Raw genomic sequence first — 15,375 nt, 5'->3', positions numbered from 1 at the left:
TCAAATTTAGATGGTTATTCGCGTATTTGTCCGCTTCCATAAACGCGGTATTTGGTTGAAGTTAACGCTGGCAAACCCATCGGTCCGCGAGCGTGAAGTTTTTGGGTGGAGATGCCGATTTCCGCACCGAAGCCGAATTCAAAGCCATCCGTGAAGCGGGTCGAAGCATTGTGATAGACTGCTGCTGCATCAACTTCCTGTAAAAATCTTTCGGTATTTGCCGCATCTTCCGTCACGATACATTCGGAGTGCATCGTACCGTATTCGCGGATATGGGCGAGCGCTTCGTCGAGATCCTTCACAACTTTGACGGAAAGAATATAGTCCCCGTATTCCGTTTTCCAGTCTTCCGCTTCGGCGACATGCATAGTAGGCACTATCGCTCGGGCGCGCTCGTCACCTCTGAGCTCTACATGAGCACTTGTGAAGGCTTCTGCAATTGCACTCAAATGCTTATCTGCGATTGCCTCATGCACAAGCAATGTTTCCATCGAATTGCAGACGGACGGACGCTGAGCTTTGGCATTGATACCGATTCGGACAGCCATATCCAGCTGAGCACTTTCATCTATAAAAGTATGACATACACCCGCGCCTGTTTCAATGACAGGGACAGAGGCGTTATTGACAACATTTTGAATAAGTGAGTGTCCCCCTCTTGGGATGAGGACATCGATCAAGCCGTTCAACTTCAGCATTTCATCCACAGAACTGCGGTCAGCACTAAGGATCAGCTGAAGAGCGTCAGCAGGAATGGCAGAGCGATTAAGTGCAGCGTGCAGAACTTCAACGATTTTCTCATTGGAAAATAAAGCGGAAGAGCCTCCACGCAGCACGACTGCGTTACCTGTCTTTAGACATAACCCTGCCGCATCGACGGTTACATTTGGCCTGGCTTCATAAATAATACCGACAACACCTAAAGGAACTCGAACTTTGCGAATACGAAGACCATTTGGACGTTCAAAGGCTTCAAGCATATCCCCAATTGGATCAGGCAGCTCGGCAATTTGGCGCAGTCCTTCAGCCATTCCTGCAATGCGTGATTCAGTCAGGGCAAGACGATCGAGTAAGGAAGCGCTTGTGCCTAATGCTTTGCCTCGCTGCAAATCCTTCGCATTCGCTTCGATGATCGCCTGCTGCTCCGTTACAAGGGCATCCGCCATGAGAAGCAAAGCCGCGTTTTTCTGCTCGGTTGTGAGATTGCCCATGGTATGGGCTGCTTGCTTGGCTAATTGAGATTTTTGAATGACTTCACTCATGGGAAGATCGACCTCCTGTTTGGAAAAAGGAATGGCAATGCGTAAGTATTTGCTTGGCTGATAATTCATATTGACTGCCGCTTCGGCGTTCTTTGCATTCTATGATTCGCTTGCTTGCTTTCTTTCCGACGGTTATTCGCAGAGGGAAACCGAGTAGATCTGCATCGTTGAATTTAACGCCTGGGCGTTCTTCTCGATCATCCCATAAAACAGAATAGCCAGCTTGTTTTAGCGTTGTGTAAATTTCTTCGGATAATTTCATCTGCGTCTCATCCTGTACATGAACAGTCAGAAGATGAACGGTGAACGGCGTAATGGATGCGGGCCAAATAATGCCCCGCTCATCATAGTTCTGCTCGATAATGGCAGCCAACACACGTGAAACGCCAATTCCGTAGCAGCCCATAATGATGGGTTCAGACACGCCATTTTCATCGTTGAAAGAAGCACCAAGCGAACTGCTGTATTTGGTGCCGAGTTTAAAAACATGTCCAACCTCAATCCCTTTTGCGAAAGAGAGCTCGTGCCCGCAATTTGAACAACATTCACCTTGGGCTACATTGCGAACGTCATGATAAGTCATCATTGGTAGATCCCTCTCCAACTCAACATGCTGCAAATGATAATCGAGCTCATTTGCTCCAACGACAGCGTCTCGCATGCCTTTGACAGAGGAATCAGCAATGATCCTGACGTTCTTAAGTCCTATTGGACCTATAAAACCGGCAATGGATCCTAGTTTTAGAATATCTGCTTCGGAGAGCATGGGAACGTCATTGGCACCAATGGCTTGCTTTAATTTGATTTCATTTAATTCATAATCACCCCGAAGAAGGACGACAATAGGCGTTCCGTCGGCTTCTATGGCGATTGATTTAATGATTTGATGAGGGGGGACCTGAAGAAATTGACTGAGCTGTTTGATGCTGGTCATTTGAGGTGTATGAACTTTCACTGGTTGCGAATGTTGCAGAACGTTTTCCTTCTGATTGTGTTCGCTTTGTTCCGGCAGCGTTCCGACTGCTTTTTCAATATTGGCTGCATATTGACAGGATGTGCAATGAACGATCGTATCCTCGCCAACATCTGCAAGAGCCATGAATTCATGGGTATCTGTACCGCCAATCGCTCCGGAATCTGCTTCAACAGCCCGGAACTGCAGTCCGCAACGAGTGAAAATGTTAACATATGCGTTGTACATGCTTTTATAGCTATCATCAAGCCCACTTCCTGTACGATCGAAGGAATAAGCATCCTTCATAAGGAATTCTCGCCCGCGCAGGAGGCCAAATCGAGGTCTTCGTTCATCTCTATACTTCGTTTGAATTTGATACAGCGTGACTGGCAGCTTTTTGTAGGAATGAATTTCATCCTTCACAATCGTTGTGACGACTTCTTCATGTGTAGCTCCCAGAGCAAACTCCCGGCCGTTCCGGTCTTCTAGACGCATCAGCTCGGGACCATACACGTCCCATCTGCCAGATGCTTTCCATAATTCGGAAGGGTGGAGAGCTGGCATTAGCATTTCTTGAGCACCGGCAGCATCCATTTCTTCACGGATAATGGTTTGAATATGTTGTAAGGCTTTGAGTCCTAAGGGTAAGTAGGAGTAAATGCCGCTGGATAGCTGTCGGATCAACCCAGCACGCAGCATCAGTCGGTGGCTTGCGGCTTCCGCATCACCCGGAACATCTCGCAAGGTTGGGATAAGCAGTCGTTGTTGTCTCATGTGTAGAAGTGCCTCTCTTTCATAGTTAAGTCAATGGTACCCATTCATCGCGGTGAATGACTTCGATTCTTGCCACTTCAACCCGCTTCTGAACTTCATCGGTCGATAAACCTGCCGCGGCTTGTACTTGCCAAGCCGCGTAATTGACAACGCCGCGTCCTAACAGTGCGCCTTCACTGCTGAGCACCTCTACAACATCGCCGGGGTGGAAGTCGCCTGAGGCGCCGATAATTCCGGCGGGGAGTAAGCTCTTTCCTCCGCTCAACAGGGCCGATTTCGCGCCTTGATCGACGATGATTTGTCCTTGGGGCAGCGAATGGAAACCGACCCATTGTTTCTTCACCGGCAGGTTATTTAGCGACGTGTCGAAGTACGTACCCTTGCCGCTGCCGTGCACGGCATGCGGCAGATCACCGGGCTCAAGCACGCGCCCGATGAACACTGGCACGCCTCCGCGCATCGCTATGCGGGCAGCCTCGACCTTAGAACGCATGCCGCCGGTGCCGACCGAGCTCCCTGAGCCTCCAGCGAAGCTGAACAGCTCATCGCTGATGGCATCCACACGATCGATGCGCTGTGCGTTCGCATTCTTGCGGGGATCGTCTGTGTACAGGCCGTCCATATCCGTAATGATGATCAATTTGTTGGCCTTGACCAAATTGCCTACCAAAGCCGACAACGTATCATTGTCGCCGAATTTCAATTCATCGACTGAGACGGTGTCGTTCTCGTTAATGATCGGAACGACGCCGCGCTGCAGCAGCTCGTCAATTGTCATCAGCGCGTTCTGAACTCGCTTGCGGTTAGTGAAGTCGTACCTAGTCAGCAAAATTTGCGCCACGCTCACACCGTGGGACGCAAAAGCTTCATGGTACGCTTGCATGAGTAGCGCTTGCCCGACAGCGGCCGCGGCTTGCTTCTCGTGCAGCACCTTCGGCCGTGTACGATAGCCTAAGTTGGTGAAGCCCGCGGCTACGGCACCGGAGGTAACGAGCAGGACTTGATTGCCGTTCTGCTGCAATTGTGCCAGCTCCGAAGCGAAAAAACGTATTTTTTCCGGATTCAGGCCCCCCGTGTCTGAGGTTAAAGAGCTGCTGCCGATTTTGACGACGATTCGCTGCATCATACGATCCCATCCTTTGTTTCTGTGTATGTAGATATACCAAAAAGACTCCCGTCCTTAACACATAAGGACGAAAGTCTGCTGCTTCCGCGGTACCACCTTAGATTGGCGCACACCGATGGCGGCTGCACCCAACTCTAGATTCCCTAAATAACAGTAGGGCACTGTTCAACTCATCGTTGACTGTTCAGGGGCGGGTTCGGAGCCGGTTCACGGCAAGCTCTCTCAGTCAGTGGAGCTTACTCTCTGTTAACGTGCTGCACGGTTCCTACTATTCCCATCATAACGTTGCGATATAGAAGTTTTGAGGACTTCCTTTTTTTTGTTCTATCTAGAATAGCACGCTGTACAAGCGTTTGTAAAGAAGCAGAAGCCTAGGCTGCACAGCGAGCAGGTGATGGAGTCACCGACCAGCCTCTCTTTTTTACGGATTAATCAAAAAGATGCAGCTTGCCGATTCGTTGAACAGCTTCTTCTAATCTTTCTTCTGTGGATAATAGACCGAGACGTACATAGCCTTCTCCATGTGTTCCAAAGCCAACACCAGGCGCGACAACAACCTTGGCTTCTTGCAGAAGCAGATCGGCAAGACTCTGCGAGGTGTGCCCTTTCGGCACAGGCAACCAAGAGAAGAATGACCCCTGAGAAGGACGCGCATTCCAGCCGATACTGGCAAGCGCCGAATATAAGGCGTTGCGTCGGCTTTCGTAAACGTCGCGCAGTTCAGTGACACAATCTTGTGAAGCTGTGAGAGCTGTTGCTGCCGCAGCTTGAATACCGCCGAACAGCGAGCAGTAGTAATGATCCTGCATCAAGTTAATGAGGCGGATGATTTCCCGATTGCCAAGCGCAAATCCTACTCGCCAGCCTGCCATGTTGTACGTTTTGGACAGGGTGTAGAACTCGATGCCAACTTCTTTGGCGCCAGGCGTTTGCAGGAAGCTGATCGGCTTTTGACCGTCGAAACCGATGGCGCCATAAGCGAAATCACTAGCGACAACAATACCGTGCTGCTGCGCAAATTGGACCGTTTCTTCATAGAAAGAAGCCGGAGCTGTTGCGCCTGTTGGATTGTTCGGATAATTAATGAACATGAGCTTTGCTCGGTTCAATGCGGATTCTTTAAGTGCCGAGTAATCAGGCAGGAAATTGTTTTCTTCTCGCAAGGGCATGAAAGCCATTTCTGCGCCGGCTAGTGCTACCCCAGACCAATAATCGGGGTAGCCTGGGTCAGGAACCAAACAAACATCGCCTGGATTAAGCAAACATTGAGCGATCTCAATGAGACCTGTTTTGCCGCCGAACAGAATGGCTACTTCCGTCTCAGGATCTAGATCTACGTTGTAATCTTCCTTATAACGGTGAGCAATCGCTTGTTTCAGAAAGGGAAAGCCGCTGAAGGGCGGATATTTATGATACAAGGGGTTAGCAGCCGCTTCTTGGATGGATGAGACGATATGAGCTGGCGTAGGACGGTCTGGATTTCCTTGGCCGAGATTAATGACGTCATGGCCCTCAGCAATTTGTTCATTCGCTTTACGGACGAGCGACGCAAAGAACTGTGTCGGCAATCCTTTCATACGTTCAGCAGGCTGTATAGAAAAAGCGCTAGATTTGGTAGATAGGTTAGTCACGATTTAATTCACACTCCGGGAGTCGGGATTAGGATAATACTACTAATGTACCATGATTAAGTGGGGATGTATAGGAAGCAACCCCCATACCGTTTATCCCTGATGCAAGTTGGGTATTGACATAATGTAGGATTGAGTTTATGAAATAAGAAAGTGAATTTATTATTATGGTGTATTCAAAGGGAAGGTGTGATCTCCATGAAGCAAATAAGCCTAGTTGCCGATGTTTTTTTGCAGGAATCGATTCGCGCTTTTGAGAATATGAAGAAGCTGGCTGATAATGCTTTAGCGCAAGCGGATGATTCTCATTTTTACCAAACCTTGGATGAGGAGTCCAATTCTTTAGAGGTACTAATTAAGCATATGCACGGGAACATGCTGTCGCGCTGGACAGATTTCTTAACAACCGATGGGGAAAAGGAAACAAGGGAGCGCGACGGTGAGTTTGAAAGCAGCCAGCACTCGCGTGAAGAACTTATTTCCATTTGGGAAGAAGGCTGGAAGGTTTTGTTTACTGCACTACACGCGCTCACGCCGGAAGATGTTCTGAAGACCATTCAAATTCGAGGAGAAGAGAATTCTGTCTTGAAAGCCATTCAGCGGCAGGTATCTCACTACGGTTATCATGTGGGTCAGATCGTTTTCCTCAGTAAACATTGGGCAAGTCATCATTGGGAGACACTTAGTATTGCAAGAGGACAGTCTAAATCTTTCAAGCCTCAATGAGCTTTATTTGGGTTTAAAGTTTAATTAGATTACTATAAAAGAAAAGGTATTTTTGCCACTGGAAGGAGCCTTCACAGCATGTCAGATTCACAGCATCTCCACATTGCTCTTATTCAAATGGATATCAAAATCGGTGAACCCGATACGAATTTTGCGCAATTAGAAAAACTTCTTCAACAAGCGGTTCAAGCAGCTCAAAGGCCTGATGTTATCGTTTTTCCTGAAATGTGGAACACAGGCTATGCCTTGACTGAGATTCAGCAGCTTGCCGACCCAAATGGGGAGCGGACGAAGGCATTTTTAAGTGATTTTGCCCGAACAAATGGTGTGATTATTATTGGCGGATCGATAGCTGATAAAAGAGAAGATCGCGTTCTAAACACGATATATGCTTTTGACCGCGAAGGCGCGGAAATAATGGAGTATTCCAAAATCCATTTATTCCGTCTCATGGACGAAGAAAAGTTTCTTCATAGCGGTGACCAGCTTGGCCTTTTTGAGCTTGAAGGCGTTCCGGCTGGCGCGATGATCTGTTATGACATTCGTTTCCCAGAGCTTGCACGCAAATTAGCGTTGGATGGAGCGCGGATTTTATTCGTACCTGCGGAATGGCCACACCCACGCTTACACCACTGGCGTACGCTGCTCATGGCCAGAGCCATTGAGAATCAGATGTACGTAGTATCCTGCAATCGTGTCGGAACCAGCGGTACGACGAATTTCTTCGGACACTCCATGGTTATTGACCCTTGGGGCGAGGTGCTGGTGGAAGGCGATGAGAGCGAAGCGATTTTGCATGCTACCATCGATTTGGCTGAAGTTGTGCGAGTTCGCGAGAAAATTCCAGTCTTTGAAGACCGTCGTCCACACTTGTATTAGTCAAAATAGAAATATACCTGTTCCGATTTGATTTTTTATAGGTTTTTCTGTAAACTAAAGCCAATTGAATGATCAATTGTGGCTGTGAGGGATGAATAGTACTTGAACAACTTCAAGTTCAGCGAGCTGGGGACGGTGAGAGCCCAGACTGAAGCTCAAGGAAAAGGCTATCCGGAGCCAATACGATAAAGGGGATACGCGCTTAGTATAGGTGTATCAACTAGGGTGGAACCGCGGGTGCGTAAGGCTCTCGTCCCTAGGCATTATTTGATGCCTTTGGATGTTGAGCTTTTTTTGCGTTTACTCATATCCAAACGGTCGTCAAAGGTTGTTGACCTATATACGAGAAGCTGAAGGAGCGAATGAACAATGAGTGTAACCATGGATCAAGTAGTAGCATTAGCGAAACACAGAGGTTTTGTTTTCCCAGGTTCAGAGGTATATGGCGGTTTGGCTAACACATGGGATTACGGTCCGCTTGGTGTCGAGCTGAAAAACAACATCAAGCGTGCTTGGTGGAAAAAATTCATTCAAGAATCCCCTTATAATGTGGGGCTTGACGCGGCGATTTTGATGAACCCACAAGCATGGGTAGCATCCGGCCATGTCGGTAATTTCAACGATCCGATGATCGATTGCAAAAGCTGTAAAGCTCGTCACCGCGCAGATAAATTGATTGAAAATAAACTGGCTGAAAAAGATATCGAAATCATCGTTGATGGGATGACATTTGACGATATGATGAAGCTCATTGTCGAGCATAACATCGTTTGCCCGGATTGCGGCAGCAAGGATTTCACGGATATTCGTCAGTTCAATCTGATGTTCAAAACATTCCAAGGCGTAACAGAAGCTAGCACTAACGTAGTTTACTTGCGTCCGGAAACAGCACAGGGGATATTCGTCAACTTCAAAAACGTTCAACGCACGATGCGCAAAAAGCTGCCATTCGGTATCGGCCAAATCGGTAAAAGCTTCCGTAACGAAATTACGCCAGGTAACTTTACGTTCCGAACTCGTGAATTCGAACAAATGGAGCTTGAGTTTTTCTGTAAGCCAGGCGAGGACATGAAGTGGTTCGAGTACTGGAGAAGCTTCTGTCATAACTGGCTGTTGTCCCTAGGCGCAAAACCGGATAATCTTCGCCTTCGCGATCACAACGACGATGAGTTGTCCCATTACAGTAATGCTACGACAGATATCGAGTACAAATTCCCGTTCGGCTGGGGCGAACTCTGGGGTATCGCGGATCGTACGGATTTTGATTTGAAGCAGCACATGGAGCATTCCGGTGAAGACTTTAACTATATCGATCAAGAAACGAACGAACGTTACATTCCTTACTGTATCGAGCCTTCGCTTGGCGCAGACCGCGTAACTTTAGCACTCCTGATTGATGCATTTGAAGAGCAAAAGCTGGAAGGAGACGACAGCCGTACAGTCCTGCACTTCCATCCTGCGCTTGCACCTATTAAAGCAGCTATTTTCCCACTTTCCAAGAAGTTGAATGAAGGTGCACAGGCTGTATTTGCCGATCTTGCGAAACATTTCATGGTGGATTACGATGATACAGGTTCGATCGGTAAAAGATACCGGCGTCACGATGAAATCGGTACTCCATTCTGTATCACATACGACTTCGAGTCCGAAACTGATGGTCAAGTGACGGTTCGTGACCGTGACACAATGGAACAAAAACGGATCCCAATTTCCGAATTGAAAGCATTCATTGAGGATTCACTTCAATTTTAATACCAAACCCCCTGTGAGCACGCCGACTAACGCGTGAGTTTGCAGGGGGTCTTTTTTTAGATGACATAATCGAGGACTTCACTGTAAGGCAAGTAGCGTTTAACATTATCAAGAGGTGGGCTATAAACATGAACAGAAATAGCTGGTTCGTGAAAAGGGTTACTAAGCTGATGGATTTGCTCTCGAGGAGCTTCAAAGTATTCTCCGGCTCTAATAAAGTCATCTGCTTGGGCGATGGGGTAGCCTTCTGAGTCCAAGAGGAACTTGGTATTGACTAGCGAACCCTTGATCAAACAAGCGGTTCCTACAGACGATCCATGGTTGTGAATCGCTGTTGACCCAGAAGCGGGAATGTGAATCACAATCACTTCAAGATTCTTAGTGCTGTAAATAACATTACGGCCATAAGAGAGCTGTTGAGGCTCAGTTTTATAATCAGGGACATTGTGCAGTAAGCAATCTATGGATTGCAGCGCTGCTTTTAGCTGATCTAGAGAGGGTTCTTGCAACTTACAGAATGTCTGCTCAATTGCTCTTAATAACATCATGGTTTCAGCCTCCTAAGCTTATTGCTATCTCTTTATCATTTTTTATTGGGAAATGGATAAGAAATTTTTATATTATATGCTTTCAGAGGTCAAAGGGTTAGGGTATTTGGTTAGAAATAAATGAAAAGGCATGTAATCGGGCTGCAGACCGGGATTTATTCCTACCCCAGTGCGATTCCTTGACGGGGCTCTTATGTCAAAATTGGAAGTGTTCACTTGCGGAAAAACCGCTCAGGTTTGGTTATTAAATATTAAAGTTATTAAAGAGAGGATGTGAGCTGATGATTGTGAAAGGAAAAGAACAAGATGAGAATGCAATAAATGCTATTTTCGAGGCGCTGGGTAAAGCATGGAATGAATATAATGGGCAAGCATTTGGTCAATGTTTTACAGAAGATGCGGACTATGTGACCTTCAATGGACAGCATATCAAGGGGCGTCAAGCGATTGCAGATATTCATCAGAAGCTTTTTAATGGTGTGCTCAGAGGCTCCTCGATGACGGACGGCGGCTCGATCCAGATCCGATTTCTATCTCCTGACATGGCTGTTGCCCACTGTGTAGGGGCTATCAAACTCAGATGGCAGAAAAAGGCGCCAAAGAACAGAGATTCCATTAATACGAATGTGCTTGTCAAAGAGAAAGGCGATTGGAAAATTGCGGCTTTTCACAATTGCCGCATCCAACCGCCGAATTTTATTCAAAAATGGTTAATGAAATGAGCGGATGAATCTAAACCCGAAATGGAGGCATACGTCTGCCATCGATATCTGTGAAGTCATATTTGTTCGAGAATAAAAGCTAACCGATTGTGCGCATGACCTCTTTCATCGTGGAGATGAAAGCCTCGGCAGCTTTGGAGATATACCTGCCTTTACGGTAAGCAATAACCAGTGTGCGAGTTGGACTGCCTTCAAGCGTGAGGTGAACAGGTGATAATTCGCTGTAGCTTCTTTTCGAGATTAAATAGGGAACAAAAGCAATGCCCATACCTGCAGCGACTAGTGACTGAACCGTTTCCATATTACTGGATTCGAAGACAATACTGGGGATGATGCCTGCCTTTTGGCACAGATCCAAAGTTAGCTTGCGGAAGCCTTGCCCTTTTTTCAAGGCGATAAAAGCTTCTTTTTCAAGCTGATCTATACGAATTGGTTTTTTGCTTTTGGCTAATGGATGCTGTGGGGGCACCGCGAGAACAATTTCTTCCTCCAGCAATGTCTCATATACAAGAGAATCCTCACGTAAAGGCAAAGACAGAAGCGAGATATCAGTTTGGCCATTCATCGTAAGGGTTTCTAGGTTAGATGAGGTTTCCTCAACGAGAGTAATTTCAATATCCGGATAAGCGGATTGAAAGGCTGGAACTACAAAAGGAAGAATGGTCGATCCCGTGATTGGCATACTGCCTACCACAAGACGGCCCTTTTTCATTTGCGAAATGTCTTCCATTTCTTTCTTAAGCTGCTCAACCATGTCGAGAATTTTTTGCGATTTTTCTACAAAGAGTGCTCCTGCATGGGTGAGCTCAACCGAGTTGGTGCTGCGCTGGAAAAGAAGGACGCCGATTTCTTTCTCCAGCTTGGACAATTGTTGGCTTAGAGAAGGCTGGGCGATATGAAGTTTCTCCGCGGCGCGTGAGAAGTTCCGTTCGATCGCGATTTGAATCGCATATTGAAGTTGACGTAATTCCATGGTAAAAACATCTCCTAATTTTCAACTTTAAGGTTTTCAATTAATAGGTAATATCTATCAAGCTTATAGTTATTATATCTTGGAGCAATGATGATATCCATGATAAACTACGTTATGAGGGTAAGACATTTACAAATTGAGCGGATAATGACAAGAGGTGACTGGATATGAGTAAAAAGACAATGTTCGAGAAAATCTGGGAAAATCACGTGATTAACCAGGAAGAAGGCAAACCTAGCGTTATCTATATTGACTTGCAGCTGGTGCATGAAGTAACATCACCGCAAGCTTTCGAAGGACTTCGTTTATCGGGTCGTAAAGTTCGCAGACCTGATCTTACATTCGCAACAATGGATCATAACGTACCGACAAAAGACCGTTTCAACATTACGGATCCCATTTCCAAACAACAAATTGATACACTTTCACAAAACTGCCGTGATTTCGGCGTTACGTTATTCGACCTAGACAGCCTCGACCAAGGTGTCGTACACGTTATGGGACCTGAGCTTGGCCTTACACATCCGGGCAAAACCATCGTTTGCGGCGATAGCCACACATCGACACACGGTGCGTTCGGTGCGCTCGCTTTCGGGATTGGAACAAGTGAAGTGGAGCACGTTCTTGCTACACAAACACTGCAGCAATCCAAAGCCAAAACGTTGGAAGTACGTATTACCGGCAGTTTGAAGCCAGGCGTAACAGCGAAGGATTTGATCCTTGGCGTTATTGCGAAATATGGCACTGACTTCGCGACAGGCTATGTCATTGAGTACACGGGCGAAGTGATTCGTGGACTTTCGATGGAAGAGCGTATGACCGTTTGTAACATGTCCATTGAAGGTGGAGCAAGAGCAGGCTTGATTGCTCCTGACGAAACGACATTCAACTATCTGCGTGGTCGAGAATATGTGCCGCAAGGCGCAGATTTCGATGCAGCGGTTGAAACGTGGAAGCAATATGTGACAGATGAAGGGGCAGCATACGATCGCGTTGTTGACTTCGATGCGGATTCCTTGATCCCGCAAGTCACCTGGGGCACAAACCCAGGCATGGGAACAGGCGTTAATGCATTGGTTCCGGATCCGCAAAGCTTCGAAACAGAAAATGAACGTAAAGCGGCTGAAAAAGCGCTTGAATATATGGATTTAACACCAGGAACTCCAATGACGAGCCTCAAAGTTGACTATGTCTTCATCGGTTCTTGTACAAACGGACGAATTGAAGACCTTCGTGCCGCTGCAAAAATTGCTCAAGGTTACACAGTTGATCCAAGCGTAACTGCAATCGTTGTTCCAGGTTCTGGACGTGTGAAAATTCAAGCTGAGAAAGAAGGCTTGGACAAAATTTTCTCTAACGCAGGCTTCGAATGGCGCGATGCAGGCTGCAGTATGTGTCTGGCAATGAATCCAGACGTTCTGCAACCAGGCCAACGCTGTGCATCGACATCCAACCGCAACTTCGAAGGTCGTCAAGGCCGCGGTGGACGTACGCATCTCGTATCCCCAGCAATGGCTGTTGCTGCAGCAATCAAGGGTCACTTCTACGACGTTCGCGATTGGGAAATCAAAGAATACCAACAAGCTTAATTTGGGCTGATTAAGGCAATGCTTACGATGCTAGTTTTGCTAAAGCAAAACTTTAAGGAGAATGAAAACATGGAAGCTTTTAAACAACATACAGGCCTAGTAGGTCCTGTGGATCGCGTAAATGTAGATACAGATGCCATTATTCCTAAGCAATTTCTCAAAAGAATTGAGCGTTCCGGGTTCGGTCAATTCCTCTTCTTCGAATGGAGATGGGATGAGGCGGGCAATGTGATCGAGAACTTCCCATTAAACCAAGACCGCTATCAAGGAGCATCGGTCCTGCTCTCCAGAGCAAACTTCGGTTGCGGATCTTCTCGTGAGCATGCACCATGGGCCATTCAAGATTTCGGTTTCCGCGTCATTATCGCGCCGTCTTATGCCGACATCTTCTATAACAACTGCTTCAAAAACAGCATTCTGCCAATCAAGCTTTCGGAAGAGCAAGTTGACGATTTGTTCGCTCGTACAGCGATGTACGAAGGCTACAAGTTAAATGTCGATCTGGAAAACAACAAGTTGACTGATGATTACGGGCTTAGTATTAATTTTGAATTGGATGAGCATCGTCGTCAATTCCTGCTGCAAGGCATGGATGACATCGGCTTAACACTTCAGCACGAAGAAAAAATCACTGCTTATGAGCAAGCTCACCAAAAGCGTTTGGCTTATAAATAAGTTGTCATCGAAGACGCAAACCAATGAGATCTTTCATTGGCGGCGTCTTTTTTTTGCCCATGTATCAAAGTTATTGTAATTAAAACGAGCATTAGAAGCGATTCTAAAGGTTCGTTTTTTTATCATTCATTTTTGCAACTTTTGGCAGTTTCTCACGTCTAATAGATTACTAGATTGTCGAAGGAACGGAGGTTTTGCTGTCGGGCGTATGACTATTTTGCTACAATGGATAAGTTGCTGCTAGTTTTTAAGAAATAGATTTCGAGTGTTTAAGATAACAATCCTAATTCCGACATTACATAGAGGTGAATGATGAAATTTTCTGCATTTTGTTTGACGTTGCTTGTTTGCATGCTGCTCCTGCCATCTTACGCATTGGGAGCGGAATCCCCTAGTGGCATTAATCTCTATATGAATGAAAAAAAGCTGGTGTCTAATGAAGTCCAGCCCCGTATTGTGAGCGGGAATACGATTGTACCTGTAAGGATTATCGTTGAAGAAATCGGTGCGAAGGTGAGTTGGGATGAAACCACACGTAAGGTTACCATTGTCAAAAACGATGTGAACATTGAACTGGTTATCGACAGCAAAACGGCACTAATTAAAGGCAAGAAGGAAAGCTTAGAAGTTGCGCCCGTCATTGAAAAAGGTAATACCATGCTGCCACTTCGTTTCATTGGTCAGTTTTTGGGTATTGAATTTAAATGGGACTCTTTAACCACATCCGTACATATGTTCAAAAAAGACGATTCCGATTCCAAGCCAGTCACAGGACCAATTGATGACGAGGAAAACCATGATCATGGCGAGGTAACACCGCCAAAGCCGCCAACGACGGGCACAGGGACAGGGACGAAAACACCAGACTCTAGTGTACACTTGCTGACATCGATCGAGTTATCAGATAAAGATTTGGTCGTTAACGCAAAAGACGGTTCATTGGTTCCAACGATCATGAAATTATCAAATCCGAATCGAATTGTATTTGATTTCCCAAATACGACACTAGATGATTCTCTTCAAAAGCTGCTAGTCAATAATGCTGGGGAATTGCCATCTAAGCATCCGCTTGTGCAGAAAGTACGTTTTTCGAACTTTACGGATAACCCGGCAACAGTAAGAATTATTTTGGATTTGAAAGGTACGGCGGACTATCATGCTCAGCCTACTAAGCTTCCAAATCAATGGACTGCTTCGATTGGGGAGCATCAGTTAACCGTGGTGATTGATGCAGGTCACGGCGATCAAGACCCAGGCGCTTTGTCTATAACAGGCAGGCATGAGAAGGATTTTACACTCGCAACAGCGAAGAAGGTAGAGAGTCTTCTTCTTCAGGACAAGCGTATTGCCGTATTAATGACCAGATCTGATGATACGTTCATTCCACTGGATGACCGGGTATCTTTTGCTAATAACAATCTGGCGGATCTTTTCTTATCGATTCATGGGAATAGCGCCAAAGCAACGATATCAGGCACAGAAACGTACTATAACAGACCGGAAAGCATGGCTTTTGCGAATGTCATCCATAAAAATGTAGTTGCCGCAGCAGGATTTGCGGATCGCAAAGTGCGCCAAGCCGATTTCAGAGTCATCACGAAAACAACAATGCCAGCGGTTCTGGTTGAAGTGGGATATCTATCCAATAAGAATGATGAGTCCGCCATGTACAAGGAAGCATTTCAAGACAAAGTAGCGGCTTCCATTGCTGCTGCCATCAAAGAATACTTGAACCTCAAATAAGAGACGAAGGCATTAAGCGT

Annotated in this window: 13 protein-coding genes; 7 read left to right on the top strand and 6 right to left on the bottom strand. The window is 46.3% G+C overall.

All coding sequences use genetic code 11. The features are described from left to right. Positions 1 to 14: 14 nt before the first annotated feature. The 4 genes from BLT91_RS13170 to BLT91_RS13155 all read right to left on the bottom strand — a co-directional run bounded on the left by BLT91_RS13170 (position 15) and on the right by BLT91_RS13155 (position 5,751). Positions 15 to 1,262 (bottom strand): glutamate-5-semialdehyde dehydrogenase, encoded by a 1,248-nt coding sequence (locus tag BLT91_RS13170; RefSeq protein WP_090821545.1) that lies wholly within the window; start codon positions 1,260 to 1,262, stop codon positions 15 to 17. Then, on the bottom strand, positions 1,255 to 2,991 hold the full coding sequence (locus BLT91_RS13165; RefSeq protein ID WP_090821543.1) for a proline--tRNA ligase: 1,737 nt from the start codon (positions 2,989 to 2,991) through the stop codon (positions 1,255 to 1,257). Before BLT91_RS13165 ends, BLT91_RS13170 begins: the two co-directional genes overlap by 8 nt. A gap of 25 nt (positions 2,992 to 3,016) precedes the next feature. Beyond that, positions 3,017 to 4,117 carry a glutamate 5-kinase gene (proB, locus tag BLT91_RS13160; RefSeq protein ID WP_090821541.1) on the bottom strand — a complete coding sequence of 367 codons (1,101 nt, stop codon included), beginning with the start codon at positions 4,115 to 4,117 and terminating at the stop codon, positions 3,017 to 3,019. 428 nt (positions 4,118 to 4,545) lie between these two features. Beyond that, positions 4,546 to 5,751 (bottom strand): pyridoxal phosphate-dependent aminotransferase, encoded by a 1,206-nt coding sequence (locus BLT91_RS13155; RefSeq protein ID WP_090821539.1) that lies wholly within the window; start codon positions 5,749 to 5,751, stop codon positions 4,546 to 4,548. A gap of 195 nt (positions 5,752 to 5,946) precedes the next feature. Here BLT91_RS13155 and BLT91_RS13150 point away from each other — a divergent pair, with 195 nt between their 5' ends. The 3 genes from BLT91_RS13150 (at position 5,947) to BLT91_RS13140 (ending at position 9,105) form a co-directional block, all read left to right on the top strand. Continuing rightward, positions 5,947 to 6,474, top strand: coding sequence for a DUF1572 family protein (locus BLT91_RS13150; RefSeq protein ID WP_090821537.1), 528 nt, complete (start codon positions 5,947 to 5,949; stop codon positions 6,472 to 6,474). 78 nt (positions 6,475 to 6,552) lie between these two features. Further along, complete coding sequence (locus tag BLT91_RS13145; RefSeq protein WP_090821535.1) at positions 6,553 to 7,353, top strand: carbon-nitrogen family hydrolase; 801 nt, start codon at positions 6,553 to 6,555, stop codon at positions 7,351 to 7,353. A gap of 369 nt (positions 7,354 to 7,722) precedes the next feature. Then, entirely contained in the window at positions 7,723 to 9,105 is a 1,383-nt protein-coding gene (locus BLT91_RS13140; RefSeq protein WP_090821533.1) for a glycine--tRNA ligase, read from the top strand. A gap of 56 nt (positions 9,106 to 9,161) precedes the next feature. Here BLT91_RS13140 and BLT91_RS13135 read toward each other — a convergent pair whose 3' ends face one another. Then, positions 9,162 to 9,653, bottom strand: a complete 492-nt coding sequence (locus tag BLT91_RS13135; RefSeq protein WP_090821531.1) for a cysteine dioxygenase — start codon at positions 9,651 to 9,653, stop codon at positions 9,162 to 9,164. Between the two features lie 281 nt (positions 9,654 to 9,934). Here BLT91_RS13135 and BLT91_RS13130 point away from each other — a divergent pair, with 281 nt between their 5' ends. Beyond that, positions 9,935 to 10,375, top strand: coding sequence for an SgcJ/EcaC family oxidoreductase (locus BLT91_RS13130; RefSeq protein WP_368086798.1), 441 nt, complete (start codon positions 9,935 to 9,937; stop codon positions 10,373 to 10,375). A 79-nt stretch (positions 10,376 to 10,454) separates the two neighbouring features. Here the strand turns inward: BLT91_RS13130 and BLT91_RS13125 are convergent, their stop codons facing one another. Beyond that, entirely contained in the window at positions 10,455 to 11,348 is an 894-nt protein-coding gene (locus tag BLT91_RS13125) for a LysR family transcriptional regulator (RefSeq protein ID WP_090821529.1), read from the bottom strand. Between the two features lie 167 nt (positions 11,349 to 11,515). On the opposite strand from BLT91_RS13125, the gene leuC reads away from it, so the two are divergent. From leuC to BLT91_RS13110, 3 genes are all read left to right on the top strand, one after another. Beyond that, positions 11,516 to 12,937, top strand: a complete 1,422-nt coding sequence (gene leuC / locus BLT91_RS13120; protein ID WP_090821527.1) for a 3-isopropylmalate dehydratase large subunit — start codon at positions 11,516 to 11,518, stop codon at positions 12,935 to 12,937. Positions 12,938 to 13,006: 69 nt separating this feature from the next. Beyond that, positions 13,007 to 13,612: a 3-isopropylmalate dehydratase small subunit gene (gene leuD / locus BLT91_RS13115; protein ID WP_090821524.1), complete on the top strand. Its 606-nt coding sequence runs from the start codon at positions 13,007 to 13,009 to the stop codon at positions 13,610 to 13,612. A gap of 411 nt (positions 13,613 to 14,023) precedes the next feature. Then, positions 14,024 to 15,355: an N-acetylmuramoyl-L-alanine amidase family protein gene (locus BLT91_RS13110; RefSeq protein WP_175532284.1), complete on the top strand. Its 1,332-nt coding sequence runs from the start codon at positions 14,024 to 14,026 to the stop codon at positions 15,353 to 15,355. The last annotated feature ends 20 nt before the right edge of the window (positions 15,356 to 15,375 follow it).

It is taken from the genome of Paenibacillus sp. yr247, from assembly GCF_900103825.1.
GTDB lineage: Bacteria > Bacillota > Bacilli > Paenibacillales > NBRC-103111 > Paenibacillus_E.
The sequence above is the reverse complement of the archived record's forward strand: the minus strand, read 5'-3'. Positions and strand labels throughout refer to the sequence as shown.